Raw genomic sequence first — 25,716 nt, 5'->3', positions numbered from 1 at the left:
CCCGCGGTCAGTACCGCGTCGTGACGCTCACGCCACTGAAGGCGGTCTTGCCGTAGAGACTGATGTACCGGTATCCGGCGGTGGTGTTCCTGACGGTGAGGGACTGGACGGTCCCGGACCGGGTGGAGGATGCGGTGTGGGTCCGGCCGGTCGCCCACGTGTCGGGGTCGTAGTAGAGGTACGCGTTCCCGGTGCCGCCGCTCGTGCTCACCGTCAGCGTCGTGGTGCCGGCGGGCAGGTAGACCCACAGGTAGTCCAGGCCGCCGGCCGGCTCCGACTGGTCGGCGCGCGAGCAGTTCTCGCCCATCTCCTGCGGGTTCGAGCCGGTGCACGCGCTCCCGCCGGAACCGCCTGCGAGGGTGTCCAGCCAGCTGGTGAAGTCGGCGTCGTAGGACGTGCCGACGGTGTCGGTCCAGTAGTCGTACGCGCCGGTGTAGTCGCCCTGCCTGAAGTCGGCCAGGACCGTTCGCACGTCGCCGGGGTGACGCTCGATCATGTAGCGCACCGCCAGGTAGCCCCACGGGTAGGTGCGGGTCTCGTCGCTGTTGGCGTAGGTGTTCTGCAGCAGGGTGCTGAGGGTGTACGTGTGCTGCGGCGCGTCGGTGAGCGCCTCGGTGTCCGGCACCCCGCGGTAGGTGTAGGAGGTGTACTCGGCGATGCCCTCGATCCACCACACGTCGGGCACGGCGGTCTCCGCGCCGAAGTCGCCCTTGGTGTCGTACACGGCGTCGAGGTAGTGCGTGAACTCGTGGTTGAGGTTCCAGATGTCCGCGGTGAAGTCGGTCGCGTACGGGGCCTGGTACATCACGGAGTACGAGGAGTTGCCGGGCTGGGTGGGATCGCCGGTGACCGTGATGCCGCCGTTGTCGGTGTCGACTCCGTAGATCGCCTCCGCGTAGATCTGGTAGTCGAGCTGGCTGGAGAAGACGACCACGTTCTCGCCGGTGATGTGCTGCCCGGCGATCGGGGCGGAGGCGCCGACGAGATGCTGGAACCAGGGCACCTGGGCGGTCAGGCTGGAGCACACGGCCGCCAGCTGGTCGGCGTCGAGCGCCTCGGCGGTGACGGTGATGGCCGCATTGCAGGGGTGACTGACCGGCAGCGCGGCCTTGATGAGCTGGGAGACCAGGTCGCAGGTGCCGTAGTAGGAGCAGTCGGCCGCGTCGAAGGTCTGGCCCTGCTCGGCGACGGCGACCCACAGCGCGGCGGTCGGACCGCTGATCCTCGACGCCTGCAGCAGGGCCAGCATCAGCGGCCTGACGGTCGCCTGGAGGGCGGGGAACTGCACGTAGGCGGCGAGGTCCTGGCCGGCGTCGGCGTCCATGAAGGTGTTGGAGCCACCGAGCAGGCCGGTGTGGTCGAGCGCGAAGTGGTCGAGCGTGTCGATGGCGGTCGGGTCGTCGGTGACGGCCGTCACGAACGCGGGGTTGTACTGGCCTCGCCACAGCGGGGTGTAGACGTCGTAGACGACGGCGTCCATGGCCGAGGAGGCGTCCCAGGAACTCGTGTAGTCGTCGAGGATCCACTCGTAGTCGGCCAGGTAGTCCTGCTGGACCCCCGCGCTGTCGGTGAGGAGGACGACGTCGCCGAGCACCTGCCCGTTGGCGTCGGTCACGTCGTGGGAACGGGAGCCGGCGAAGAAGGCGTTGAGGCCGCTGACGACCGCCGAGGCGAGCGCGGCGTCGTACGCGCCGACGTCGCCGGAGTCGTTGTACTGGACGTAGTAGCCGGCGCGCAGGTAGAGCACCAGCTGCCAGATGCCGGCCGAGTCGTCACCGGCGTACCGGCTCGCGAGGCCCTGGAAGGCCTGCGCGACCGCCGTCATCTGCGACTCCTGGAACACACCGTGGGCGTCGGCGCCGGTGAGCGAGAAGAGCGTGTTGACGCAGTCGGTGGTCGAGGCCTCGACGTAGGAGGCCAGGCCGGTTCCGCTGCGGCTGCTGAAGTCGGACGGGGTGCAGGACTGCGCCGCGGTCCCCTTGGGCCGCGGTGGCATGGCGGGGTGCTGGTGCTGTTGCGCCGGTGTGGGACGCGGCGGCGGAAGCTGGGCGACCGAACGGCGGCCGTGCTGGACGGCGTCCGTGACGGTGCCGGCGGGCGAGACACCGGTGGGCGCGGGCACGGACGAGGCCGGGCCGTGCGGGGCGTGCGCGGCGGCGTGCGCCGGGGCGGCGAGTGCTGGAGTGGCGTCGGCGAGCGAGGGACCGGCGGCGAGCCCGATGACCGTCGCGACGGTCACCAGGCCGAGGGCCAGCTCTCTGAGATGTCGGACGGGTCGTGTGCGTCTCATGGCGTCCTTTCGGGACATGAACGTCACGCAGACGGTGGGGGTGGGATGCGTGACGCACCACGCACGCTGTCACCACCCGATCACACCGACAACGGCCGCGGGCACAGCACTTCGACCGCTGCGGCCACAACACGCCCGCGTGTGGCGGCGGTTCGGGCGACCGCCTTCGGCGGGAGGAGGCGCGCTCAGCTCGCGCCAGGGGACGAGGTGACGCCGCCCCGAGTGGCCCAGGCCTGGTAGTGCGGCGATCGCGAGATCAGGTCGCGGTACGCCGCGGTGGCCGCCGCGTACAGTGCCTCGACGTCGTCGGCGGACAGCGAGTCCCGGCGCCACGCCAGCAGGTAGCGGCACCACAGCGGCGTACCGGCCAACGGCTTGACGAGGACACCGGGCATCGGCCGGATCGTCGCCTGCACCACCGAGACCCCGTGTCCGTCGGCGACCATGCGCTGCAACTGCGTCTGGTCCCCGAGGAACTCGTGCACGACGGCCGGTGCGAAGCCGTCCGCCGCGCACGCCGCGTAGAACACTCCGGGCCAGCCCGCGCCGTCGTCCGGGGTGAGGAACCACTCGTCGTCGGCGAGCTGCGACAGCCGCACCTCGACCCGGTGGCGCAGCCGGTGTCCGGCGGAGAGGGCGAGGAACGACGGCTCGGTGGCGACGACCCGGTGAGCCAGCGCGCCGGAGTGCCTCAGGTCCTGGCCCGGGTAGTCGACGCCGATCGCCGCGTCGAGCGCCCCGGTCTCCAGCAACTCGACCATCTGGGACGAGGCGTAGACGCTGCTGACGTTGAGCGCGCGCTCCGGCAGGCGGGCGCGCGCACGGGCCAGCATGCCGGGCAGGACGGGGGAGTTGGTGCAGGCGAGACGCAACGCCTTGCGTGCGACGACGTCCTGCGCCGGCGGCCGCCGCGGGATCGCGTCGACGCCCGCCACGATCTCGCGGGCACGCGCCACGACCTCCAGGCCGTAGCGCGTGGGCTCGACGCCTGAGGGGCCGCGCTCGAACAACGGCTCCCCGAAGTACCCTTCGATGCGCTGGAGTTGCCCGCTCAGCGCCTGCTGCGAGTAGCCGAGCGTCATGGCGGCCCGGCCGACGCTCCCCGAGTCGGCGATCGCGCACAGCGTGCGCAGATGCCGTATTTCCAGCTCCATCCATGCGCCTCCGTGACGGCGAAGGCCCACTGGGCCGTGGACATGGTAGATCCACGCACATCCGCCGTCATCCTCTCGTTCAGCGCGCCGAGTCGTCGATCTGCACCGGGTAGCCGGCCCGCAGCACGGCCACCGAAGCCGGAGGCGTGATGACCGTCGCCGTTCCGGCCCTGGGGAGCGCCCCGTGACCCGCGTAGCCCGAGGGCGACCACCGCGTCAGGTGCCCGTCGACGACCAGGGCGGGCTCGGTGTCGATCAGCACGAACGTGCCGTCGGGCAGTCCGGCCCAGGGCATTTCGTGGTAGCGGCGCCGATGGGTGCCGCGCACGATGCGCTCGCCGTGCAGCCGCCGGTTCATCTGGCGTGCCGACGGCGACGCGTCCCCGACCCCGTCGGACCAGGCCTGCCGGTAGGCCTGGTAGTCCCGGTGCCGGCATTCGCCGCAGGGGCGGTGACCGGCCGCGAACGACACGGCCTCGTCGTGGAAGTACAGATGCGTGTAGCGGTGCGGAAGCCACTGCTCGCGCCAGCGGCCCCGGAACTCCAGGACACAGGTGATCCACAGATCGCTCGCGTGGAAGCGGACGATCTCGTGGCCCTCGTGCAGGACGCCGCGGTTGCCGGTCCAGGCGCCACGTAACGCGGTGGCGACGATCTCCCCGGTCGGGGTGACCCTGTTGCGCTCCGGTCCCATCCGCTGACCGCCCCCCGTTCCCCTCGCGTGCGGATCTGCGCCGCTGTCGTCAGCCGTCATCGGTCTCCGCCTCGATCGCCAGGCGCCGCAGGACGTCGTTGGCCGTCACGGCCGGGTCCGCGGAGTCGTGTTCGAGGGCCAGCTCCGCGAAGGCGTCCATGAAGGCGCCGACGATCTGCGTGATGGCCCTCCCGAGATCCCGTGAGGCCTGGTTGACCGCGTGCTGCGTACGCGCGTCACCCGGGATGTCCAGTGGCGGCAGGATTTCGCTGATCATCTCACTGACGACGGCGACCTCCGAGGGCATCCCGCCGCCGGTCGCCGGGCCTTCCGTCGCACCGCGCCGCACCCACTCCAGCCCCTGGGTGAGCACCCCGATGACGCGCTGTCGAACCTCTCGCTGCTTCACCCCCGTAAGGTAGCCGGGCGAAGCCCTCCAGCCGAGGCGATCGTCATGCGGGCTGCGGATACCAGCGCAGTTCGACCGTGTTGCCGTCCGGGTCCTGTACGTAGAGGGAGACCGCGGTCCCCCGGGCGCCGAAGCGTTCGCCGGGGCCGTCCAGCACGGTGAAGACGCCGGAGTCGACGACCTCCTGCCAGTCGAGCGGGTCGACCACGAGACAGATGTGGTCGACGTTGGAGCCCTTCGCCTGATCGGGGGTGCGCACCAGGTCGATGATGGTCGTAGGACTCACCCGTACGGACGGGAAAGGAGCGTCGCCGGCCCGCCACTCCCGTACGCGTACCGGCTCAAGGCCCAGCGGCCCGGTGTAGAAGGCGAGCGAGCGCTCGATGTCGGCGACGTTCAGGACGAGGTGGTCGAAGGCGATCACGCGCATGGGGTCTCCGGTGCGGTCGAGGTGGACGGGCCGGCGGTGGCGAGTAGGGCGACCGGCGGTCGCGGATGCCTTCGGTGATGGAGCCGCGGCGGGTCGCGGACTGCCGTACGCCGCCGCGGTGCCCTCAGCATGGCCGAAGGGCGCCCGTCGGTCCAACGCATGACTCGCCCCACCTGAGTCTTCCGCCCGCCCGGGCCCGGAGCCCGGACACGAACGCGACTTCTCGCGTCCCTTCGGAGGCACCTCGCGACGCCCGGGTGAGGATGGGCGTATGACTGACGTCTTCACCACACGGATCATCGACGTCCCGACCGGTTCCGAGGAGACGGTCGTGGACCTCACCGGCGACTGCGAGGCCTTTCTGCGGGAGGTGTCCGGCGGGCGCGACGGCCTGCTCAACGTCTTCACCCCGCACGCCACCGCCGGTCTGGCGGTCATCGAGACCGGCTCCGGCAGCGACGACGACCTGCTGTCCGCCCTGAGGGAACTCCTGCCGCAGGACGACCGGTGGCGCCACCGCCACGGCCACCCCGGCCACGGCCGGGACCATGTCCTGCCCGCCCTGGTCCCGCCCCACGCCACGCTCCCGGTCATCGGCGGCCGCCTGGAACTCGGCACCTGGCAGTCGGTGTGCCTGGTGGACACCAACGTCGACAATCCAAACCGTACGGTCCGGCTCTCGTTCCTCGGGGGCTGATCGTCCGGCCAAGGTTGCTGCCGCCGATCCTCCTTGTGCTGCGCGCGAAGGGGAGAGGGAATGAGCGTCCACAGTAAGCAGCTTGACTCGGATTGTCGACCACGTATCCGTCCGGCGTCCGTCATTCTGCCTCCAGGTGTCTTCTCGATGGTGGCCGTGAGGGCGTCCTGGAGTCGTCGCACGCCTGCGAGCATGGGCGAGGGCGCCTCCCACCCCGCGTGTCTCCTCGCTCTACCTGCTGTGGCCCGTCGCCTCGCCCGCCACGGCCGCGGCCACACGGACGAAGGCGGCCAGGGCTGGGGAGGTGGCGTGCTCGGGCCAGGCGAGGACGAGCGTGGTGGGCTCGGCATCATCGACTGGGACAGCGACCAGGTCGTCGCGGAGCTGGTCGCTGATGGAGGAGGGGAGGACGGCGACCATGCGGCGCAAGGCGATGAGGTGGAGAAGCTGCCCAAGATCTTGGACCTCCGGTTCGTTTGAGCCACCCTCAGATGCGTCCGGCCAGCACGGCAGGGGCTCCCCGGCGAGGTCCTTCAGGCAGACCCGGGTGCGGCCCGCGAGGCGATGCGAACGCGGCATCACGAGAAGTTGATCCTCGGTCAGGAGGTCCTGGGTGTCCAGGCCGGTGAGGTCGTGGTGGGGGCGGTGGAGCAGGGCGGCGTCGGCACGACCCTCCCGCAGGAGGATCTCACGCTCGCCGAAGCTGAACACCAGCTCGACCGGCAGCGCACCCGGCTCAGCCTGATAGGCGTCGAGGATCGCGGGCAGCAGGCCACCGTCGCCGCCCGGCTTGATGACCAGGACCAGACGCGGGTCGGCGTGGCCGGCCCGCCGGGTGCGGCGCGCCGCGGCCGACGCGGCGTCGAGCACCGTACGGCTCTCGCGGAGCAGGACGGTCCCCGCCTCGGTCAGGGCGACCCGGCGACTGCCACGTTTCAACAGGGCTACGCCCAGCCTTCGTTCGAGCTGCTGAATGGCGCGGGAGAGCGGCGGTTGGGTCATTCCTAGCCGGGCGGCCGCCCGACCGAAGTGCAGTTCTTCGGCGACAGCGGTGAAGTAGACGAGCTCGCGGACCTCCAGTCTTTCCATACCCGCACGGTATCGCTGTGTATCTGGCCGGTGTTGGAACTCCTGGCCGCCCCCGTGTTTGGCTGAACGCATGACAGAAACCACGACTGCCCTGGTCACCGGTGCCAACAAGGGCATCGGGCGCGAGGTCGCAGCCCGGCTCGCCTCGCTTGGCACGAACGTCCTGCTGGCCTCGCGCGACCCGGACCGCGGTGCGGCAGCCGCAGCCGAACTGGGCCCGCGGGTGCACCCGGTCACCCTGGACGTCACCGACCGCGCCAGCGTCCTATCCGCCGCCCGCTGGATCGAGGAGGGCTTTGGCCGGCTGGACATCCTGGTCAACAATGCCGGCATCTCTGGCGACCTCGCCGCCCAGAGCCCTGGCAGTGTCGAACTGCCCGCCGTACGTGAGGTGTTCGAGACCAACGTGTTCGGCGTGATCAGCGTGACCACCACGATGCTGCCGCTGCTCGCCCGCTCCCCCGCCGCCCGGATCGTCAATGTCAGCAGTGGACTGGGCTCCATCGCCCGGATGAGCGATCCCGGTGACTACCTCACAACCCGGCCCCCGTTGGCCGCGTACGTCCCGTCCAAAACCGCACTCAACTCGCTGACCGTGCAGTACGCCAAGGAACTGCGCAGCCGCAACATCCTGGTCAACGCCGCCGATCCGGGGCCGTGTGCGACCGACCTCACCACCGCGTTCCCCGGCCTCACCCGCACCGCGGCCGACGGCGCGGCCGTGGTCGTCCGGCTCGCCACGCTGCCCGATGACGGGCCGACCGGCGGCTTCTTCGACGAGCACGGCCCGGTTCCCTGGTGAGCTGCCTGTCAGGGAACCGAGGGACGCGGTGGTGCCCCGCTCCCTCTTGGGTCCAGCGCCTCGAACCCCTGCTCGTTGAAGGCGTGGATGACGTCTCGCGCGTAATCAGCGCTGACCTGCATCAACGAGGTGATGTCCGGAACCGGCTGCCCCTGCGCGGACATCGTCACCACGCTCGCCCGCCGCAGCCGCACCGCATCTTCCGCTGCCCGGCTGATCCGCTGCAGCCGACGCCTTTCCTCCATGCATACCGGCCGGACGAACACCCCCGGACGACGCCCCACGACCACCGCCACCATCACAACGTGGAAGCAGCCTGCCGCGCAACGAACGGAAGATCAATTACCCGACCAAGGATCCGCGCCAAGCCACTAGCTAGACCAGGCCCGTGCGTGGGGCTGTCGTTCGGTGGGCGCGAGCGTGCACAGCGCAGTCCCTGTCGGTGAGTGGGCCTTGGGCCGTTCGGGCCCGAGGCACCGACGTGCGACCCATGCGGCGGCGGGGGTGCCGGCGGGATCGTGGAGGCCGGCGACCGGAGGGTCCCGCCGCGATCAGGGGTTCTGGAAGGGGCTGAGCCGCATGCGGCACAGGTGTGTGGGTGACTTGATGACGTCGGCGGTGGTGTGGGTGCGGCCTGACACGCCGTTCAAGGATGTCGCCAAGCTCCTGGCGGAGCACGACATCACGGCGCTGCCCGTTCTGGACGAGGAGGACCGGCCGTTGGGTGTGGTGTCGGAGGCGGACCTGCTGCGGTGGCAGGCCGGGCAGCCTGATCCGGGTGGTCGTTCGTCTGGAGTTGAGAGGACGCCGAGATTTACGGCGAGTGGGCTGATGAGCAGTCCCGCTGTCGTGGCGCAGGCCGAATGGTCCGTGGTGGAGGCGGCCCGTGCTATGGAGCGGCACGGCGTCAAGCGGCTGCCCGTGGTCGACGAGGCCGGTCGTCTCGTCGGTCTGCTCAGCCGGTCCGACCTGGTGCGCGTCTTCCTCCGCCGGGATCAGGCGATCTGTGAGGAGATCACCCACGATGTGCTGGACGGTACGTTGTGCCTCGCGCCGACCGATGTCGATGTCTCCGTCGTGGACGGGCGGGTCACGCTGAGGGGAACGGTCGAGCATGGCGGCACGATTGCGGTGGTCGTACGACTGTGTCGCGCGGTGGACGGTGTCATCGATGTCCAGGAGCGGTTGCAGTGTCGCACTGATGCGTCACCGGCTGCCTGACCGGATTCGTCTTGCTCCCTTTGGTGAAAGGGCGACTGTCTCCGCGAGCCGGCGGTGCTCTCGGCTCACACCGGTACGACGGCCACTGGGCAGCGTGCGTGATGCAGCGCGGCGTTGGTGATCGGGCCCAGGAGCGGGCCGACGTGGCCGCTCCGTCGCCGGGCCCCCAGCACCAGCAGAGCGCTGGAAGCCGATTCTGCGACCAGGCGACGACGCGCTTCATCGTCTACCACATCGCACCGCACATCGACCGTCGGGTGCCGTGCGTGTGCTTCCCGCAGTGCCTCGTGCCAGAGCCTCTCACCCTGGTGCTGACGGCTCACCGCGTGCAAGGCGTGTAGCGGCAATCCCTGCAGCGCGGCTTCCTCGAACGCGAAGGTGACCGCCGGATCGATGTCGTGCGCGCCCAGAGCGAGCAGGACCTCGCCGCCGCTCGCTCCCGGCGGGTCTCCGGGGCCACGCGTGACGACCACGGGACAGCGGGCGTGTGCCGCTACCGCGAGACTCACCGAGCCGACCAGCAGGGACCCCACCTTGCCTCGGCCCTGGTACCCGAGAACGATCGCTGAGCATCGGTCGTCGGCGGCGAGGAAGGCTTCCTCGGGGCGCAAGGGCAGGACATCGCCGATGATTTCCAACGCTGGATGAGCTGCCCTGACTCGTTCGGAAGCGCCCTTGACCAGGTGTTCGCCCCATGGCTCAACCGTCCCATGGCCCCCCGAGCCGGCCGCGTCGAATACTTCGTAGTGCTCCCATCGCGAGGCGTGCAGGACGTGGAGTGGTGCGTCCCGACGGGTCGCTTCTTCCGCCGCCCAGTCCAGAGCACGCAACGCCTCGCCCGATTCATCGATCCCCACGACGAGAGGAAGTCGCACTCCCCTCACCGCCTCTCGGTGCCAGGCATACGGGCAGATGCCACGAGGCTCTTTCATCCGGGTGCCCAGGGCCAGAGGCGGTATGTCCCAGGGAGAGGACCGAAAGACCCATCCCCGCCCAGCGCAGAGAGTCGAGTTCGCACGTCGCCGAGGGGATGAGAGAGACGTCATAGCGGTGGGCGCCGCGGCAGAAGGGCCCACTGCCAAGCGCCAGGGCCGTGCGGCCCTAGCAGAAGGCGGCCCCGCCACCCGAAGCTGGGGTGATGGGGCCACCAGGGGACCGACGCGGTCGGGGGCCCGATCAGCACCGGAGGTAGCGATCATGTCCCGTGTCCCACGCACGCCTGAAACCCGTTCCGGGGATATCGGTCGTCGTATGGCGCTGCGCCGGGGGGAACTCGGCCTCAGCAGGGAGCAGGTGGCCGAGCGGGCCGGGGTTTCCGTTTCCTACCTGCAGTACGTCGAAGAGCAGCCCGCTGAGGTGGGTATCGGTTCTCTGCTTCGGATCGCGGACGCCCTGCGCACCACGGCCGGCCAGTTGCGCGGCGGCGACGTCGACCTGCCTCAGGGGCGGGGGCGGGCGGGTGCGCGTCCGACCCTGGTCGAGCTGTCCCCCGAGGAGTGCTGGGATCGGCTCGGCACGCACGGGGTGGGACGAGTCGCGGTGTTCACGGAGGCGGGGCCACTGGTCGTCCCGGTGAACTACACGGTCCTGGGTGGCGCAATCGTCTACCGGACCACCTGGAACGCGGCGGCGGACGCGGCCGGACACGCCATCGCTTTCGAAATCGACCGGGTGGACGAGGCGCTCAGCGAGGGGTGGAGCGTTGTGGCGGCGGGGCGCACGGAGCACATCACCGACCCGGACCGCGCGCGCAGCCTGGACGAGCATGCTTTCTCCGAACCGTGGGCCGGTGGTGACCGGCCCGAGTGGGTGCGCCTGGTGCCTGAACGCCTGACCGGCCGCCGTATCCACTCCGGCTGACGGCCGACCGGCGCCGCCGCGCGGTCGGCGGGTCGCATCCGGGAAGGACAGACATGGTTGCCGGTGAGCAAACGCCAGAGGTCGTGGTCGGTGTCGACGGTTCGGCCGAAGCCGTGACGGCACTGGACTGGGCCGCGGCGGAGGCGGAACGACGGGCCGCACCCTTGCGGATCGTGTACGCCACCGTGGCCGGGGCGAAGGGGGACCGTGCGGCGGCGCAGGATGACGCTCGAGTGCCGACCCTTCAGGCCATGCGGGCCGTACCGGCCGAGGCCACCGAACGTGTGGCCGCCGCGTACTCGAAGGTCGAGGTCCGTACCACGGTGTACTCCGAGGATGCGGCCACGGCGTTGCTGAGGGCGGCCCGCGCAGCGGACTTGCTCGTGATCGGCGCCAGACGCCACGGAAAGCACGTGCCGCCTTTCCCAGAGCCGTTGTGCTCCAAGCTCGGCGCCCATGTCGGCTGCCCTCTGGTGGTGGTGTGCGACTCGACGCCGCACGGTTCGCCGCGCGTCGCGGTCGGCTTGCGAGACGAGCGGGACGCGGCCGCGGTGCGCTTCGCCGCGGACTCTGCGGCGCGACGGGGTGGGACGGTCTCGGTCCTGCACGCGTGGGAACCGTGGACGAACTCGGCTCGCATGGCACCGCAGGTCGGCTCGATGCACGAGATCAGAGACGAACAGGAGCGGCTGTTGCAGCGCACGCTGGAGACGGCCGAGGCCAACGCGTCGGGGGCCCCGGTCGAGCGGTGCCTGGTCTCCGGACGGGCGCACACCGTGCTGGCCGAGGCCTCGCGCAGCGCGGATCTGCTGGTCCTCGGCGTGCACCGGGCCCACGGCAGGCTGGGCCGACGTACGGGGGGAACGGTCCACAGCCTGCTGGTCCACTCGGCGTGCCCTGTCGCCCTCGTGCCCCTGTCGTCTCAGCGCCGAGGCGCGAGCAGTCAGGACGCCCTGGCGAGGTGAGCCGCATGGCAGATGGTCACCCGCCCGCTGCTGTCGGGGCCGGTGCTACGACGAGCCGACAGAGCGCGTGGTGCACCGGATTGCGGGCCGTCGAGCCGAGGATCATGTCGTGGAAGCCACCCCGGCCCCCGGAGCCGACGACCAGATCGCGCGCTCCGTGGCTCGGCCGCTCGAGCTGGAGGAGCCTGGCCGAACCTCACCTCGGCGCGGACGCGTACCTGAGGGTACTTCTCCCGCCATCCGGCCAGTGCCTCGCACGTCTCGGTCGACGAGGTGCCGGCGACCCCTGGGTTGTGGCCAGGCGCCAGGGACGCACTTGGACCCCGCACCTCCCTCTGCGACTGGAAGTCCCGACAGGGCGGACCGGCCCCGGGGGAGGGTCGGTCCGCCCCTGTGAGGTGCCGCTGCGGGCGGCGATGCTCGGAATGAGGCGGAAGAAGGAGGCCGAGCAACCATGAACGCTACGACGAGCCGTCCCGTGACGGTGGGCACCGACGGGTCGGACGATGCGTTGCGCGCGGTGGACTGGGCTGCCGACGAGGCGGTGGAGCGCGGGGCACGTCTACGGGTGGTACACGCCTCGCGATGGGCGCACTACGAGGGGCAGCTGCCGTCGGCGACATCGCAGCGCAGCGCGGAGGAGGTGCTGGCCCAGCACTATGTGGCGTCGGCCGAGGAAAGGGCGCGAGTTCGTCAGCCCGGTCTCACGGTCTCCGGTGAGGTGCTGGCCGACGATCCGGTGACCGCGTTCGTGGCGGAGAGCGATCGCTGCCTCGCCATCGTGCTGGGGCACCGGGGACGGGGCGAACTCGCGGGGCTGCTGCTGGGCTCGGTGGGACTTCAAGTGGCCGCCCGGGCGCGGTGCCCGGTGGTGGTCGTGCGAGGTCACGGCGCGGGCGGCGCCGACGAGCTGTCGGAGGTCGTCGTGGGTGTCGGGGAGCGGGGGACCGGATCAGCGGCGGTGACGTTCGCCTTCGAGGAGGCCGCGGCACGCGGTTGCGCCGTCACGGCGATCCATGCCTGGCGCGTCCCCAGCCACCAGATGCCGACCGCGCACACCGGCCAGTTGGACGACGCCCGGCAGTCGTGCCGGGCGGACGCCGAGGGGTGGATGGAGATAGCCCTTCGTGCGGTGTCGGAGCGGCATCCCGAAGTCAAGGCCCGCCAAGCCGTGGTCGAGGGTGGCGCCCGCCGCGAACTGCTCGCCGTCTCACGGGACGCTTCGCTGCTGGTGGTCGGTGCTCGTCGTCGCGGAGGCGGGGCGGGCCTGCAACTGGGACCGGTGAATCACGCCTTGCTCCACCACGCCCAGTGTCCGGTCGCCGTCGTCCCGGAGCGATGACCGTCATGATCGGTAGCCCACACACCGTCAGTGACGTCATGTCGCACACTGTGGTAGCGGTCGGCCGGGACGCCTCGTTCAAGGCGATCGTCGAGACCCTGAGACAATGGAGGGTCAGCGCGCTCCCGGTGCTGGAAGGCGGGGGACGGGTCATCGGTGTCGTCTCCGAGGCTGACCTCCTGCCGAAGGAGGAGCACGACACCGCAGGGAGACCCACGGTCGGGGAACGAGGCACGCTCGCGGAGTTCGCGAAGGCTCGCGCCACGACAGCAGAGCAACTGATGAGCACCCCCGCCGTGACCATCCATGCCGACGCCACCCTCGGCCAGGCGGCGCGAGTGATGGCACACGCCCGATTGAAGCGGCTCCCTGTGGTCGACGCCGAGGGGAGGCTGACCGGTCTGGTCGGTCGGAGCGGTCTGCTGAAGGTCTTCCTTCGTGAGGATGAGGAGATCGAGGACGAGGTCCGCCGAGAAGTGATCTCCTCGATGTTCGCCACCACTTCCCCGTCGGTCGAGGTCAGTGTGAGGGACGGCGTGGTCAGCTTGCACGGACGGGTCGGGGCCCCGGAACTGATCCCGGTCGCGGTCCAGCTGTGCCGCGCGGTCGAAGGCGTTGTCGACGTCGCGTGCGAACTTACCGGGCCCTCGTGTGAGCCCCCGGTCTCAGTTGGCGGTCCTCTCACGGATGATGACGACCGGGCATGAGGCGTGCTGGACGCAGTGCTGCCCGACGGACCCGAGCAACGCTCCTGTGAAGCCCCCGTGGCCGCGGTTCCCCACGACGAGCAGGGCCGCGTCCTTCGCGGCTTCGAGCAGGATCGCCGCCGGCACTCCGTAGGCCACCACAGGACGCACCTCGACGCCTGGCTCCTCAGAGGCCACCTCGGCGATCGCGTCGGCAAGAACCTTTCGGGCGGCTCGCTCCAGCTCCGGGTCCGTTTCGGGAGGGGACCAGCCCATGGAGCCGTAGAACTGGGGGTACTCCCAGGCGGTCACCGCTTCGACGGTGGCGCCCGTGACACGGGCCTGCCGCAGGGCCCAGCGCAGTGCGTCCTTCGACGTCGAAGATCCGTCGACCCCCACGACGATGCGGCCTCGTTCCTGCTCGGTTGCCGGCATGTTCCGCCTCCTGGTCTCGGGACGTCCTGAGCGCCGCGTCAGCACAGGCCCGTGCTTCCATCACGTTAGGCACGGGCCCGCGCAAACACCTGTGCGTCCTACCGAGCCTGGGCCAAGCGGCCCAACACCATCCTCCTCGCGGGCCTCCTCGCGGGCGCGTCCGGCCCCGGAAGGTCCGGCTGGCCCATCCGGGAGGGAGCTCCAGCCTCTCGAACCGTCCAGTCAGGGGATGCGATGGTGTATGGACGGCAGGGCAAGGAGGAGGCACGACGATGAAGATCGCGGACCTGATGACCGCACCGCCGGTCACCGCGGCCTCGGGTACGTCGGTGCGCGTGGCGGCGAACCGCATGGACGAGGATGACGTCGGCTCAGTGCTCGTCGGCGACGAGGGGCTTCTGCGCGGTGTCCTGACCGACCGGGACCTTGCCATAAGGGTTGTGGCGCCCGGTCTGTCGCCTGAAATACCCGCGGGGGAGGCCATGTCGTCACCGTCGGCCACGGTCGACGTCACGGACAGCGTGGAGGCCGCGTTCCGAGCCTTGCGCACCCAGGGAGCGAGGCGGCTCCCTGACGGTCACCGGCTCGCCGGCCTGGTGACTCTCGTTGACCTTCTGCTCGACGTCCTCCAGCGATTCGTGGACCTGCTGAGGCCCGTCTCGTGGAGCATGCTGAGCGAGCCCGCGGGGCGGGGCGGGGAGCGCGGCGCGGCCCGCGCCTGAACCGGACCCCTCGTCGGCAGACGGGCCGTGCGCTGTGCACGCCACTCGTGTCCACCCAGCTCCGGGAAAGCCAGGGCCTGAATGGAAGAGGCGCCTGTGGTGGGGGGCTTCCGCGGTCGTGCTCGTAGCCGCTGTGGGGGTCGCGGTGTCGCGGCACGCCGAACTGTCAGCCGCCGCGGCGCTGCTGGAACACGTGCGGACGCCATGGCTCGTGACAGCGGTGGTGGCCGAAGCCGCTTCCATGGCATGCCTGGCGGCGCTGGAGCGGGGGCTGTTGCGCGCCGCAGGGCATCTGCTGCCCATCGGCTTCGTCGCGGCGGTCACCCTGGGAGCCAATGCCGTGGCCGGGGCCCTACCGGGGGGCGCCGCATTCGCGACGGTGTGGACCGTACGCAAGCTACGTGACCGGCGTGTCGAGCCACTGCTGGGGGGTGCGGTCCTCGTCGTCTCCGGTGGCCTGTCGTTCGCGGCCCTGGTCTTCATACTGGTGGGCGGGGTCCTGGTGGCTGGATCCGGCGGACCAGGGGCGCAGGCACGGCCGGTGGTCCTCACGTTCCTCGCCGCGGCGCTGGTGCTCGTCGTGCTGGCGGGCTTCACTCAGCGGCTGCCGCCCATCCGGCGGGTGCTGCGACACGCCTGGCACGAGGCCGTGCTGCGCTGGAGCGTCGCACGAAGCACCGATGAGGCGTTGGGCGCCCTGCGTGAGGTGGTCCACTCCTCCCCGGCGAAGGGAGGGTTGTGGGTGCGGGCATACCTCCTCGCGCTGGGCAACTGGGTGTGCGACTGCGCCTGCCTGGTGTGCTGCATGGCCGCGTTTGGGATCCATCCACCGTGGCGTCAGCTCGCCGTCGTCTACGCGGTGACACAGCTGGCGGGCGCTCTGCGGCTGACCCCCGGCGGGTTGGGCATCGTCGAAGGGAGCCTCGGCACCCTGCTGGTCTGGTCCGGCCTGCCCGTGGCACAGGCGATCGCGGTCACTCTCTTGTATCGGGCGATCAGCTACTGGCTCCTTCAGCCAGTGGGATGGTCCTGCTGGCTCCGGCTCTCCTGGGGTCGAGGTCACCGCCGGAGCATGACACCTCCCCGGGCAGCCAGTACGCCACCAGGACCGCAGCGGTCTCAGAGGAGCTGCTGCGGACTGGCGTTCGGCCCTCGAGCCGTGCAGGCGTTTCACCGGGTTGGAGTCATGACTGGCCGGTGACGAGTGCCGCAGGTCGATCTTCTCAGGTGTCTGAACACGGCCGAGCGGTCTTTCCCGGCAGCATCCCGACATCGTGGCCCTGCGGGGCCGATCCGAGCGCGACCACGACCGCCGCCGGGCGCAAGGCGGAGGGATCGGCCTGCTGGCCGGGCCTTGCTTGGCCGCCTCCACTTGGACCGTGGGACTCGACGCCTCGCACCACCGGCTTTCCCCTCCGAGTACGACAGGCGCCACCCCACCTCCACACTTCAGCGACCGGCGAGGCCGTGCCCAGCGTAGGCTCGTGGCAGGTGGGCGGGTCGGCCCCCGCACCTAAATGAGCCGTCCTGGCTGGAGCCGGCGAGGTGTGGGCACGGATGACAGCACAGGCACAGCCCGGGTCACAGCAGCGCGCAGCCTTACCGCACCCGTGGCCTCAGTGATCCTGACGGACGCAAACGCCGCGGACTGGAGTACCGGACAGCATCCTGGGCTACGGCAAGGAGCGCCGGCGGCTCCACCGTGCGGGTGATCGTGGCGGCTGTTAGCGTGAAATGAGTCGAACGGGTGGCTTGCGTACCGCGTACGCCGCTGTAGCGCACCACACGACCATGGAGTTCATCATGGCGCAGACCACGGGACCGACTTCGCACGCTCCACCACCCGCGCCTCGGAGCACGACCGGGGGCAGCGCGGCAGGGCTCGTGCTCTTCGCGGGCGTGATGATGGTGGCCAACGGCATCCTCGGTATCTTCGAGGGCGTCGTCGCCGTCGCCAAGCAGCACGTCTACGTGGCGACCCCGAACTATGCCTTCAAGCTCAGCCTCTACTCGTGGGGCTGGGTGCACATCGTCGTCAGCGCGCTCGTGCTGATCGTCGGCCTCGGGGTGATCGCCGGGCAGGCCTGGGCCCGCGCGGTGGGCATCGTCATCGTCGCGCTCAGCCTGCTGGCCAACTTCATGTTCCTGCCGTACTACCCCTTCTGGTCGCTGATCGTCCTCGCGATCGACATCTTCGTGCTGTGGGCCCTGTGCACGTACCACCCGCACCGGCAACCACGCTAGAAACCGGTAGTCCGTCGCGGCCGAGGGCCCAGTCCTCGTTGTTCCGCGGGTAGACGGCGGGCATTCGCCGCCTGCCTGCGACACCAGCCGCGCAAGCTTCGTCCTGGGTGACGACGCGGGAGCCGCTGCAGGTTGCGCTTGCGCGCCAGACTCCTTGCTGGAGGTCGATCCATGCGGCTGGGCCGTCTTCCCGGTGTCCTCGCGGTGGGCTGTGCCGTCGTGTTCTCCGCCGTCCCATCCGCTCTGCCGACCACTGCGGAAACGAGTTCGGTGCGGCGGATGCCCTCCGCGATCCCCGCCACAGCCGGCCACCTGACGCGCCTCGACGCGTCCGCGCCGATGTCAACCCGGCAGTGCCGTACCCGGATGCAACAGGACTGCTACGGGCCACGGCAATATCAAATCGCTTACGATCTGCGGCGGTTGTACCGCCGGGGCATCGACGGTGCCGGCCGCACCATCGTGATCATCGATTCCTACGGCTCCCCGACCGTCCAGCATGACCTGAACGTCTTCGATACCCAGTACGACCTGCCCAGCACCACGGTCGAGGTGCACAAGTGGGGCCGCGTGCCTGGCTTCAACCCGAGGAACGAGGATATGGACGGTTGGGCGGGTGAGACCGCCCTGGACGTCGAATACGCCCACGCCATCGCTCCTGCGGCACATATCGAGCTGATCGAGACCGGCACTTCCGAGCAGGAGGGCACCAGCGGGTTCCCGCAGATGATGGACGCCATGGCGCATCTTCACGGCCAGGGCGACGTCGTCAGCCTGAGTCTGGGCGCCACCGAGGACACCTTCGCCCAACAGGCCCACCGTGCCGGGGACTATCGCTTGTTGACCGGTCTGCGCTACGGGCTCGAGGCCGCCGCGGCCCAGCACACCACCGTGGTGGCCGCTGCCGGCGACAACGGCGCCACGGACGACGAACTGAACGGCAAGACACTCTTCCGCCGGCCAGAAGTGGGCTGGCCCGCCTCCGACCCCCTGGTCACCGGCGTCGGAGGCACCCGCCTGTACCTGAATGACAACGGCCGGCGCACTGTCCCCGATCGGGTGTGGAACGACGGCGACGCCGGAGGCGCCGCAGGAGGCGGCGTCTCCCGCGTATTCGGCCGTCCGGCGTTCCAGCACGCCGTGGCGGGCACCACGGGCGGCCATCGCGGCGTACCGGACGTCAGCATGAGCGCCTCACCGGACGGCGGCGCATGGGTCTACGAAAGCTATGACCCCGCCCACTCCGGCTGGGACATCACCGGCGGCACCAGCCAGGCCACCCCCATGTTCGCCGGCGTCGTCGCCCTCGCCGACCAGGCCGCGGGCACACGAGTCGGCGACCTCAACCCAGCCCTCTACCGACTCGCACCCGGCGGGAGAACGCACGGCGTGGTGGACGTGACCGCGGGCGCCAACGGCGCCAACGGCGTGCGCGGCTACCGGGCCGCCCCCGGATACGACCTGGCTTCCGGCTGCGGCACCATCGACGGCTACCGCTTCGTCACCACCCTCGCCGCCACACTGCACACCACTCACTGACACCCGGGTAATCAGCAGCCCGGGGGCGCGCGGCGCCTCCGGCAGGCGCGCGGCGTGCGGGAGGGCGTGTGCGCCCGCCTCGGCGCGGCCAGCCCGCGTACACGGGGCGTTGACGGTAGCTGCCCTGAAGGTGTTACTTCGGCTCTTCGTCGGCGGATGGTGAATGGCGGATCAGCCGTCCTGGACCCGAGTTCCGCGGCGCCGCGGCGTGATGGGCGTGGCGGCGCTCTCGCGGAGGTCGTGCTTGGTCGCGGTGGCGTGTTGGTACCAGTGTCCGTACCGGACGGCGAAGGCCGCGGCCGAGGTCCCGTGGAGCAGCACGCTGAGGCCGACGGTAATCGCCACGACACGGCTCATGAGGTCCACGCCATGGAGGTGCTCCTCGGCGACCAGGAGTCCGAACACCACCGATGCGAGCCCTCGCGGGCCGAACCAGCCGACGTAGACCACTGTGGGCGCTTTCAGTCCGCTTCCGGCCAGGGCAAGCGCGACGGGAGCCATGCGGACCACGGTCAGGCTCAGCACGGCGTATCCGGTGATCCGCCAGCTCAGGTGCGCCAGCGCGGGCCCGAGCGCGACGGCTCCGAAGGACAGCAGGCTCACCATCGCCAGCAGGTCGCCGAGGTTTTCGGCCAGGTCGGTCGTTCGCGCCACCTCGCCCTTGGTGTGCTCGACCCGGCGCACGGTGTAGGCGAAGGCGAAGCCGGCCACCCAGGCTCCGATGAAGCCGCTTCCGTGTGTGGCCGCGGCCAAGGCGTAGGCAGCCGCGGCCGGAGCGAGCGCGTAGACGCTGAGCCAGTCCCGGGCGATCCAGCTGTGCCGGAGGGACAGGCCCAGGAACTGGCCGCCCGCGCCACCGACCAAGAGTCCGAGCGCGGGACTGAGCAGCAAGGAACGCCAGAACGTGTCGGCCACACCTTGGTGTGCGTAGGAGGTACCGGGGACGGCGGAGAGAAAGAGCACAAGAAGGGGCAGCACCAAGCCATCGTTCAGCCTGCTCTCCACATTGAGAGTCTGCCGGACCAGGCCTGGTACGCGGGGGTCCGAGATGGCGCTTTTGCCGAGAGCTGCGTCGGTGGGGGCGAGGATCGCGCCGACCAGCGCGAGTTCCCACACGGTCAGGCCGGGCAGGAGGGGCCAGGCCAGCAGCCATCCCGCGCCGATGGTCAGGACCAGCCCGATGGACAGCAACCGTCCGGGCAACGGGCCGCCACGGCGTAGATCCGCCGGACGCACGTTGGTCGCATCAGTGAACAGCACCAGGGTCAGGGCCGTTTCCACCAGGGTGCGCAGGGGCCCGGCGCCATGGCGCAGGCTGAGCAGGTCCAGGCCGACGGGGCCGAGGACGACACCGGCGCCGACGAAGACCATGGCGGCGGACACCGGAGAGGCCGCCAGTCGTCTGGAGGTGAGTGCGAAGGCGGCGGTGACCGCGGACACCGCCGCGATGGTCCAAGCGCCCCCGCTCATGGCCGTTGGTCCTCGCGGCGGGTGGGTGTGGCGGGCGCTGCCGCTTCGGACGGCCAGCTCCAGACCGCGGTCATCGGCTTTCCGTTGCTTCTAGCGGCGGTCTCGTCCGCTCACTGTGCGGTACGCCAGGCGTGCTCGCCGTCAGCGACACGGGCGGCCACTGACCGGTTCACGCTCCGGACGCGCCTCGCGATCCCGACCGGGCCATTCAGGACGCTGCGGCTGAGCGGCTGGACCCGTTCATCCGCCAATAGCACGAGCGGCACTCCAGCTCCATGTGCAGGGAACCTGCCTGAGGCCTTGTAGACGTGGCGATCACTCGTCCGGCCCTGTTCGGCCGCGTCCTGTGCGGGCCCGCCAGCTTCCCGCCCTAGATTCGGCAGCATCCGTACCAGTCCGCGCGAGGCGGCCGAACACCGCCTGATCCACCCGTCGACGCGTGGCGAGCGAAAGGCAGGGCATGACCGAGCGCCCCAACATCCTGCTGATCGTCACCGACGAGGAACGGTTCAACCTGCCCCGACCGCAGGGCTTCCACCTTCCCGCACGAGAGCGGATCGCGGACCGCGGCGCTACGTTCGAGCGGTACTACACCGCCTCCGCGCAGTGCAGTTCCGCCCGATCGGTGCTCTACACAGGGCAGCACCTGCCGCTCACCGAGATCTACGACAACGACAACATGCCGTACGTCCGCCCGCTCGATCCCGAACTCGGCACCCTTGGCACGATGCTGCGCGCGGCTGACTACTACACGACCTACCAGGGCAAGTGGCACCTTTCGAACTGCTACGTCACGGCGGAAAGCCCCGGACCGACGACCGATGCGCTGGAACCCTACGGGTTCAGCGAGTTCAACGACTGGGGCGATATCGACGGCGGCGCCTGGGCCGGTCTGAAGCTCGACCCGGTCATCGCCGGCCAAGCGGTGAAGTGGCTGCGCAACCGGGCGCCGGTCGTCTCACAGGACCAGCCATGGTTCATGGCGGTCAACTTCGTCAATCCGCACGACATCATGAGCTTCGACTACGGCGGCCGCCCTCAAGTCCAGCTTCCCTTCGGCCTCGCCCACGCCGTCGTCGCCCGGGCCGCGGCGAACATCCCCGTCTACCAGCGCCGTTGGGAATTCGACCTGCCCTACAGCCTCCACGATGATCTGCAAGGCGCGGCGCCGGCGATCATGGAATACGCCAAGATGCTCGACACCGTCTTCGGACCGGTTGCCGACGACGAGCACTGGTACGACGGGCTGAACTTCTACCTCAACGCCGTCCGCGACGTGGACCGCAGCGTCGAGTTCGTCCTGGACGCGCTGGAAGCCTCCGGCCAGGCGGACCGCACCGTCGTCGTCTTCACCTCCGACCATGGCGAGATGGCCGGCTCCCACGGCCTGCGGCAGAAGGGCAACCTCATCTACGACGAGAACTTCCACGTCCCCCTCATGATCGCCCACCCCGACCTGCCGGGCGGTGCCCGCACGGACGGCCTCGCCTCCGCGGTCGACATCGCCCCCACCCTGCTGGAGATCATCGGACTGGACGCCGGGCAGATCGCCAGCCGCTATCCCGCACTGAAGGGCCACTCGCTGATGCCCGTCCTGCACGGACATCCGGTACGCGAGGGGATTTTGAACGCGGTCGAGTCGATCACCACGTTGGATGCCTCGTTCTGGTTCGAGTTCGCCGACGCCCAGGCTCCCCATCGCGTCGCCTCCGGCGACCTGCGCCCCGACTGGAACAAACGCGGCTTCCTGCGTGCCTACAGTGACGACCGCTACACTGTCGGCCGCTACTTCTCGCCCCTCAACCCCAATCGCCCCCCCAGCACACAAGCGCTCCTCGCTGACAATGACGTCGTCCTCTACGATCGCGAGGACGACCCGGCTGAAATGCGCAACCTGGCCGCCGACCCCGCCCACCGCGGCCTCGTCGAGCGCTACCGGGCCCTGTTGGAAGACCTGATCGACGTTGAGATCGGCCCCGACACGCGCGCCTGGGTCACCGAACGCCCTCGCCTGCTCGGCTGGCCCACCTGGCACGGTGACGATCGCCGACCCGAGACACTCATCGCGCAAGGACGCTGACCGGCGCTCCCTGCGGCCCATCTCCGCTACCACCGGCACAGCGTGGAGAGGCGGGTCGAGTGGTAGACCCTGTCCCCGCACGGGGGCTCTTCGCCAAGGCTCACGACGTCGGGCTGACGCCACCTCCCGTGGTGACCACCCAGGCGGGGCCAGCGGCGATCACCGGGCGCGGGGCGCCGAGATGGCGGCTTCGACATCGGAGGCACCCGCGCGGACCAGCCGTTCGCCGAGCGCGATCATCGCGCGGCCCGCCGCGATCTCGTCGCCTATTTCGGGGACGGCCCGGTCGTGGGGATTGCGGCGTGCCTCGGCGACCGCTTCCAGCACGTTGTCGTGGGTGTCGAGACGGGCGTGCGCCCGCGTGGTGTCGCCCTCCTCGTAGATGTCGAGCCTGAGGGCCCATTCCTTGGTGTGCGGCGGTGTCATGCTGCCGTCGGCCGTGGCGGTCATGGGATTCGGTCCTTCCGTGCTGCCGTACCGCCCTGCGGGGAGCGCGCAAACGACATCACGCGCCGCACGGGTGGTCGAGTCGTGATGCTCTTCCGACTCGGTGGCCCGTCTTGTTCGCGCGTCCGCGCCGGTGCGACTGGTCCCAGGATCGCTCCCTGGGAAGGTACCCGGCAGGGGCCGGACGGCCCTGTCCGGGGCGTTGGTCAGTGCCTAGCGTGCTGAGCGACGGACACCATCCGGGAGGTTGCCGTGACCGGTACGAAGGTGCGAGACGTCATGACGAAGGATGTCGCCGCGGTGCGCGTCCGGACGCCCTACAAGGAAGTCGTACGCGTTCTGGACGAGCGAGGCGTCAGCTCGCTGCCCGTTCTGGACGACGAAGGGCAGCTCGTGGGGGTGGTCTCCGAGGCCGACATCCTCGGGGAGACACCAGGAGCCCGGCCGCGCGGGCTGCTGCGCCACGGCGGTTCCGCGGCGAGGCGGGCGCGCGAGAGGGCGAAGCGGCTCAGTGCTCAGGGAGTGATGAGCGCTCCCGCCGTGACCGTGCGCGACGATGACAGCATCGCCGCCGCTGCTCGGACGCTGCTCGGACGCGAACTCAAAGCCGCTCCCGTGGTGGACGACCACGGTGCGCTGGTCGGGATCGTCGCGAGGAGGGACCTGTTGCGCCGCTATCTGCGGTCCGACTCGGAGATTCGGGAGGAGGTCCAGCGGGAGGTGTTCATGCGCGTGCTGTGGGCGGATCCCGAGCGCTTCGAGATAGACGTGCACGACGGCATCGTGGTGCTGAAGGGAACCCTGGAACAGCGCAGCGCCATCCCGGTCGCCGTCCACCTCACACAGGCGGTTGACGGGGTGGTCGACGTCATCGACCAGCTGGGGTACGAGGTGGATGACACGCATACCCGGCCCGCTTTCCGGATGCCTCGCTGAGATCCCTCAGTGTGGGACGCCAACTCCCGTTCGGTGGAATCTGGTTACGGAGGCGGTCGAAGTGCGGGTCGAGCACGCGATGAGCACGCCCGCGGTCGGCGTCGTTCCCGAGGCGACCGTCGAGGAAGCGGCACGCCGGATGACGGAGGCCAAGGTGGGATTCCTGCCGGTCGTGCGTGACGGGGCGGTCCTCGGCACCCTCACGGCTCGCGATCTCGTCACGCGGGTATTGGCGTGCCGCCTGCCGGGGGAGAGCCGGGTGGAACTCGTGATGTCCCAGGACCCGGTGACCGTGGAGGTCCACAGCGAGATGACGGAGGCGCTGTACCGCATGCGGTGTGTCCGGGCGCGGCGCCTTCCCGTGGTGAGCGAGGGCCGCCTCGTGGGTGTTCTCTCCCTCGACGACCTTTTCCACTACGCCGACCGAGGCCTGACGGACATGGCCGAGGTCGTGGAGGCCGCCCGGGACCGCCGCACGTCCGCCGACCACTGAATCGACCAGTCTGGAAGCGGTGAACATGACCACGTACGACCGGCGCCGGCCCGTAGTGGTCGGTGCGACACGCACCCGGGTGAGCCGCCGCGCCGTGATGTGGGCGGCCGACGAGGCCGCGCGCCGGCAACTGCCGCTGCGCCTGGTGCACGCGCAGGAATGGCCCGGGAACGTTCCCCCCACGGCCGGACAGGAGCATCCGCATCACGTGTGGAGCCGGCACTTTCGGGCGGAGGGGCAGACCCTCCTGGAAATGGGGCGGCTCGCGGCCGAGGAACGGCACCCGGGCATCGAGGTCGACGTCCTGCTGGCCGAAGGCCGTGCGGTGCGCATACTGCGGGACCAGGGCGACCAGGCGGGGCTGCTGGTCCTGGGCGCGCGCCACGAACCCGAGATCGAGGGCGTCTTCACCTTCGGCGGGCTGGGCACCTCGCTGGTGGGTCACCCGCCCTGCCCCGTTGCCCTGACCTTCGGCATGCCGCTGGACGACTGGGAGACGGGCCCCGTGGTGGTGGGCGTGGACGGATCGGCGGTGTCGCAGGACGCGGTCGCCTACGGCTACGAGGAGGCCGCGTTGCGCGAGACGGAGCTGGTGGCGCTGGAGGTCCGGCGCCCGCGAACGGCCGACTACTTGAGGATCGCCGACGAGTCCCAGGCCGAACTGTCCGAGGCGCTGGCCGGATGGCGGGAGAAGTATCCGGAGGTCCGCGTGCGGCAGGACGTGCTCTACGGGAGCCCGGCGCTCACACTCGCCCGCGCGGCGCAGGACGCCCAGCTCCTCGTCGTCGGCTCCCGGGGACGGGGCGGCTTCCGCGGCATGGTCGTCGGCTCGACCAGCAGGACCCTGGCCCACCGCGCCCTGTGCCCTCTCGTCGTGGTGCCGCCGCAGACATCGCCGCAGCGCTGAAGATGCCCCCTCAGCCTGCCGCCTGCCACCTGTCCCCGGTGTGCTGCCTCACCAGCCACCGGCGGAGCTCGTCCGCTCCCCAGACGACGAACGGGAACGGGATCAGCCACAACAGATCGCTGCCGGGAACGTCCGCCGTTCCCAGCACGGAGTGCATCGCCGGAACGTAGACGAAGACTGCGGCAAGCAGCAGCTCAGCGGCGATACCCCACAGCAGGTGGCGGTTGCTCAGGACGCCGACCGACCGGAGCGGGGCCCGGCTGGTGCGCACGGCGAACGCGGTGCCGACCTGACCGGCGATCATGCCGAGGAACGACATCGTGGTCGCCTGCCGGTAGGCGTGATGGAGCGGGTGCCCGGTGCCCACCGCGGCGCCGGGGTGCCAGCCGGCGCGGGTGAGTACATAGAAGAAGCCCGCCATCTGCAGGGCGGTGACGATGAGCCCGAGGAGGAGCCAGGCGCGTAGCAGCATGGGGCCCCGGATGACGGGTTCGTCGTGAGGGCGGGGCGGCTGAGTCATCGTTCCCGGTTCGATGGGCTCGCGACTGAGGGCGAGGGACGGCGGGGTCTCGGTGCCGACGTCGAAGGCGAGGAGCTGGGGGACGGTCAAAGGCAGGGGCACCGCACCTCCACTGAGCGCGAAGACGAGGAACGGCACGACCTCGCGTTGGGGCCGTACTGGGTCAGGCGCCGGCCGCCTGGCGGGAGGACAGGCCCCGAGGAGCGGTGTGCAGATGGCGCAGCAGGAGATCGGGTGGCTCCTCGGGCGACGCCTCGGTGAACGACTGGACCTGTGCGGAGAAA

The 25,716-nt window shown here is 70.3% G+C and carries 27 protein-coding genes; 15 read left to right on the top strand and 12 right to left on the bottom strand.

Annotation, left to right across the window (positions count from 1 at the left end; all coding sequences use genetic code 11):
• Positions 1-7: 7 nt before the first annotated feature.
• The 5 genes from CK485_RS05930 to CK485_RS05910 all read right to left on the bottom strand — a co-directional run bounded on the left by CK485_RS05930 (position 8) and on the right by CK485_RS05910 (position 4,977).
• Positions 8-2,290, bottom strand: a complete 2,283-nt coding sequence (locus CK485_RS05930; RefSeq protein ID WP_109447739.1) for a M9 family metallopeptidase — start codon at positions 2,288-2,290, stop codon at positions 8-10.
• A gap of 185 nt (positions 2,291-2,475) precedes the next feature.
• Complete coding sequence (locus tag CK485_RS05925; RefSeq protein ID WP_109447737.1) at positions 2,476-3,444, bottom strand: LysR family transcriptional regulator; 969 nt, start codon at positions 3,442-3,444, stop codon at positions 2,476-2,478.
• A 79-nt stretch (positions 3,445-3,523) separates the two neighbouring features.
• The gene (locus CK485_RS05920) at positions 3,524-4,198 is read right to left on the bottom strand and encodes a hypothetical protein (RefSeq protein WP_199239250.1); all 675 of its coding nucleotides are present in this window, start codon (positions 4,196-4,198) and stop codon (positions 3,524-3,526) included.
• Positions 4,188-4,547: a hypothetical protein gene (locus tag CK485_RS05915; RefSeq protein WP_146214486.1), complete on the bottom strand. Its 360-nt coding sequence runs from the start codon at positions 4,545-4,547 to the stop codon at positions 4,188-4,190. The genes CK485_RS05920 and CK485_RS05915 overlap by 11 nt, the downstream gene beginning before the upstream one ends.
• Positions 4,548-4,590: 43 nt before the next feature.
• A complete protein-coding gene (locus CK485_RS05910) occupies positions 4,591-4,977 on the bottom strand; it encodes a VOC family protein (protein WP_109447731.1) in 387 nt (128 codons plus the stop codon).
• Between the two features lie 271 nt (positions 4,978-5,248).
• Between CK485_RS05910 and CK485_RS05905 the strand changes: the two genes are divergently transcribed.
• On the top strand, positions 5,249-5,674 hold the full coding sequence (locus CK485_RS05905; protein ID WP_109447729.1) for a secondary thiamine-phosphate synthase enzyme YjbQ: 426 nt from the start codon (positions 5,249-5,251) through the stop codon (positions 5,672-5,674).
• A 231-nt stretch (positions 5,675-5,905) separates the two neighbouring features.
• On the opposite strand, the gene CK485_RS05900 is transcribed toward CK485_RS05905, so the two are convergent.
• On the bottom strand, positions 5,906-6,763 hold the full coding sequence (locus CK485_RS05900; RefSeq protein ID WP_199239249.1) for a LysR family transcriptional regulator: 858 nt from the start codon (positions 6,761-6,763) through the stop codon (positions 5,906-5,908).
• 70 nt (positions 6,764-6,833) lie between these two features.
• On the opposite strand from CK485_RS05900, the gene CK485_RS05895 reads away from it, so the two are divergent.
• Positions 6,834-7,565 carry an SDR family oxidoreductase gene (locus tag CK485_RS05895; RefSeq protein WP_109447727.1) on the top strand — a complete coding sequence of 244 codons (732 nt, stop codon included), beginning with the start codon at positions 6,834-6,836 and terminating at the stop codon, positions 7,563-7,565.
• Between the two features lie 8 nt (positions 7,566-7,573).
• Here the strand turns inward: CK485_RS05895 and CK485_RS05890 are convergent, their stop codons facing one another.
• Positions 7,574-7,861: a helix-turn-helix domain-containing protein gene (locus CK485_RS05890; RefSeq protein ID WP_241968164.1), complete on the bottom strand. Its 288-nt coding sequence runs from the start codon at positions 7,859-7,861 to the stop codon at positions 7,574-7,576.
• 283 nt (positions 7,862-8,144) lie between these two features.
• Between CK485_RS05890 and CK485_RS05885 the strand changes: the two genes are divergently transcribed.
• Positions 8,145-8,786 carry a CBS domain-containing protein gene (locus CK485_RS05885; protein WP_109447725.1) on the top strand — a complete coding sequence of 214 codons (642 nt, stop codon included), beginning with the start codon at positions 8,145-8,147 and terminating at the stop codon, positions 8,784-8,786.
• A gap of 65 nt (positions 8,787-8,851) precedes the next feature.
• Here the strand turns inward: CK485_RS05885 and CK485_RS05880 are convergent, their stop codons facing one another.
• Positions 8,852-9,643, bottom strand: a complete 792-nt coding sequence (locus CK485_RS05880; protein WP_158288163.1) for a universal stress protein — start codon at positions 9,641-9,643, stop codon at positions 8,852-8,854.
• Between the two features lie 394 nt (positions 9,644-10,037).
• Between CK485_RS05880 and CK485_RS05875 the strand changes: the two genes are divergently transcribed.
• The 4 genes from CK485_RS05875 to CK485_RS05855 all read left to right on the top strand — a co-directional run bounded on the left by CK485_RS05875 (position 10,038) and on the right by CK485_RS05855 (position 13,660).
• A complete protein-coding gene (locus CK485_RS05875; RefSeq protein ID WP_241968163.1) occupies positions 10,038-10,646 on the top strand; it encodes a pyridoxamine 5'-phosphate oxidase family protein in 609 nt (202 codons plus the stop codon).
• A gap of 53 nt (positions 10,647-10,699) precedes the next feature.
• Positions 10,700-11,611 (top strand): universal stress protein, encoded by a 912-nt coding sequence (locus CK485_RS05870; protein WP_109447719.1) that lies wholly within the window; start codon positions 10,700-10,702, stop codon positions 11,609-11,611.
• Positions 11,612-12,065: 454 nt separating this feature from the next.
• Positions 12,066-12,953, top strand: a complete 888-nt coding sequence (locus CK485_RS05860) for a universal stress protein (protein WP_109447715.1) — start codon at positions 12,066-12,068, stop codon at positions 12,951-12,953.
• Positions 12,954-12,958: 5 nt separating this feature from the next.
• Positions 12,959-13,660: a CBS domain-containing protein gene (locus CK485_RS05855; RefSeq protein ID WP_109448446.1), complete on the top strand. Its 702-nt coding sequence runs from the start codon at positions 12,959-12,961 to the stop codon at positions 13,658-13,660.
• Here CK485_RS05855 and CK485_RS05850 read toward each other — a convergent pair.
• On the bottom strand, positions 13,619-14,074 hold the full coding sequence (locus CK485_RS05850) for a universal stress protein (protein WP_109447713.1): 456 nt from the start codon (positions 14,072-14,074) through the stop codon (positions 13,619-13,621). The two genes, CK485_RS05855 and CK485_RS05850, sit on opposite strands and share 42 nt — an antisense overlap.
• A 272-nt stretch (positions 14,075-14,346) precedes the next feature.
• On the opposite strand from CK485_RS05850, the gene CK485_RS05845 reads away from it, so the two are divergent.
• From CK485_RS05845 to CK485_RS05830, 4 genes are all read left to right on the top strand, one after another.
• A complete protein-coding gene (locus CK485_RS05845; protein ID WP_109447712.1) occupies positions 14,347-14,796 on the top strand; it encodes a CBS domain-containing protein in 450 nt (149 codons plus the stop codon).
• A gap of 34 nt (positions 14,797-14,830) precedes the next feature.
• Positions 14,831-15,997 carry a lysylphosphatidylglycerol synthase transmembrane domain-containing protein gene (locus CK485_RS05840; protein ID WP_109447710.1) on the top strand — a complete coding sequence of 389 codons (1,167 nt, stop codon included), beginning with the start codon at positions 14,831-14,833 and terminating at the stop codon, positions 15,995-15,997.
• A gap of 602 nt (positions 15,998-16,599) precedes the next feature.
• The gene (locus CK485_RS05835; protein WP_241968162.1) at positions 16,600-17,040 is read left to right on the top strand and encodes a hypothetical protein; all 441 of its coding nucleotides are present in this window, start codon (positions 16,600-16,602) and stop codon (positions 17,038-17,040) included.
• Positions 17,041-17,211: 171 nt separating this feature from the next.
• Positions 17,212-18,579, top strand: coding sequence for a S53 family peptidase (locus tag CK485_RS05830; RefSeq protein ID WP_109447708.1), 1,368 nt, complete (start codon positions 17,212-17,214; stop codon positions 18,577-18,579).
• Positions 18,580-18,750: 171 nt separating this feature from the next.
• On the opposite strand, the gene CK485_RS05825 is transcribed toward CK485_RS05830, so the two are convergent.
• Complete coding sequence (locus tag CK485_RS05825; protein WP_241968161.1) at positions 18,751-20,019, bottom strand: cation:proton antiporter; 1,269 nt, start codon at positions 20,017-20,019, stop codon at positions 18,751-18,753.
• A 490-nt stretch (positions 20,020-20,509) separates the two neighbouring features.
• Here CK485_RS05825 and CK485_RS05820 point away from each other — a divergent pair, with 490 nt between their 5' ends.
• Positions 20,510-22,129 carry a sulfatase-like hydrolase/transferase gene (locus tag CK485_RS05820; protein WP_109447704.1) on the top strand — a complete coding sequence of 540 codons (1,620 nt, stop codon included), beginning with the start codon at positions 20,510-20,512 and terminating at the stop codon, positions 22,127-22,129.
• Between the two features lie 159 nt (positions 22,130-22,288).
• On the opposite strand, the gene CK485_RS05815 is transcribed toward CK485_RS05820, so the two are convergent.
• Complete coding sequence (locus CK485_RS05815; protein WP_241968160.1) at positions 22,289-22,579, bottom strand: dsRBD fold-containing protein; 291 nt, start codon at positions 22,577-22,579, stop codon at positions 22,289-22,291.
• Between the two features lie 276 nt (positions 22,580-22,855).
• Here CK485_RS05815 and CK485_RS05810 point away from each other — a divergent pair, with 276 nt between their 5' ends.
• From CK485_RS05810 to CK485_RS05800, 3 genes are all read left to right on the top strand, one after another.
• A complete protein-coding gene (locus CK485_RS05810; protein WP_109447702.1) occupies positions 22,856-23,512 on the top strand; it encodes a CBS domain-containing protein in 657 nt (218 codons plus the stop codon).
• A 61-nt stretch (positions 23,513-23,573) separates the two neighbouring features.
• Complete coding sequence (locus CK485_RS05805) at positions 23,574-24,005, top strand: CBS domain-containing protein (RefSeq protein WP_158288160.1); 432 nt, start codon at positions 23,574-23,576, stop codon at positions 24,003-24,005.
• 25 nt (positions 24,006-24,030) lie between these two features.
• Positions 24,031-24,912 carry a universal stress protein gene (locus tag CK485_RS05800; RefSeq protein WP_109447698.1) on the top strand — a complete coding sequence of 294 codons (882 nt, stop codon included), beginning with the start codon at positions 24,031-24,033 and terminating at the stop codon, positions 24,910-24,912.
• 10 nt (positions 24,913-24,922) lie between these two features.
• On the opposite strand, the gene CK485_RS05795 is transcribed toward CK485_RS05800, so the two are convergent.
• Positions 24,923-25,534: a cation-translocating P-type ATPase C-terminal domain-containing protein gene (locus CK485_RS05795; protein ID WP_199239247.1), complete on the bottom strand. Its 612-nt coding sequence runs from the start codon at positions 25,532-25,534 to the stop codon at positions 24,923-24,925.
• Positions 25,535-25,716 lie beyond the last annotated feature (182 nt).

Origin of the sequence: Streptomyces sp. ICBB 8177, assembly GCF_003144095.1 — a bacterium.
In the GTDB taxonomy this organism is placed as follows: domain Bacteria; phylum Actinomycetota; class Actinomycetes; order Streptomycetales; family Streptomycetaceae; genus Streptantibioticus_D.
The sequence above is the reverse complement of the archived record's forward strand: the minus strand, read 5'-3'. Positions and strand labels throughout refer to the sequence as shown.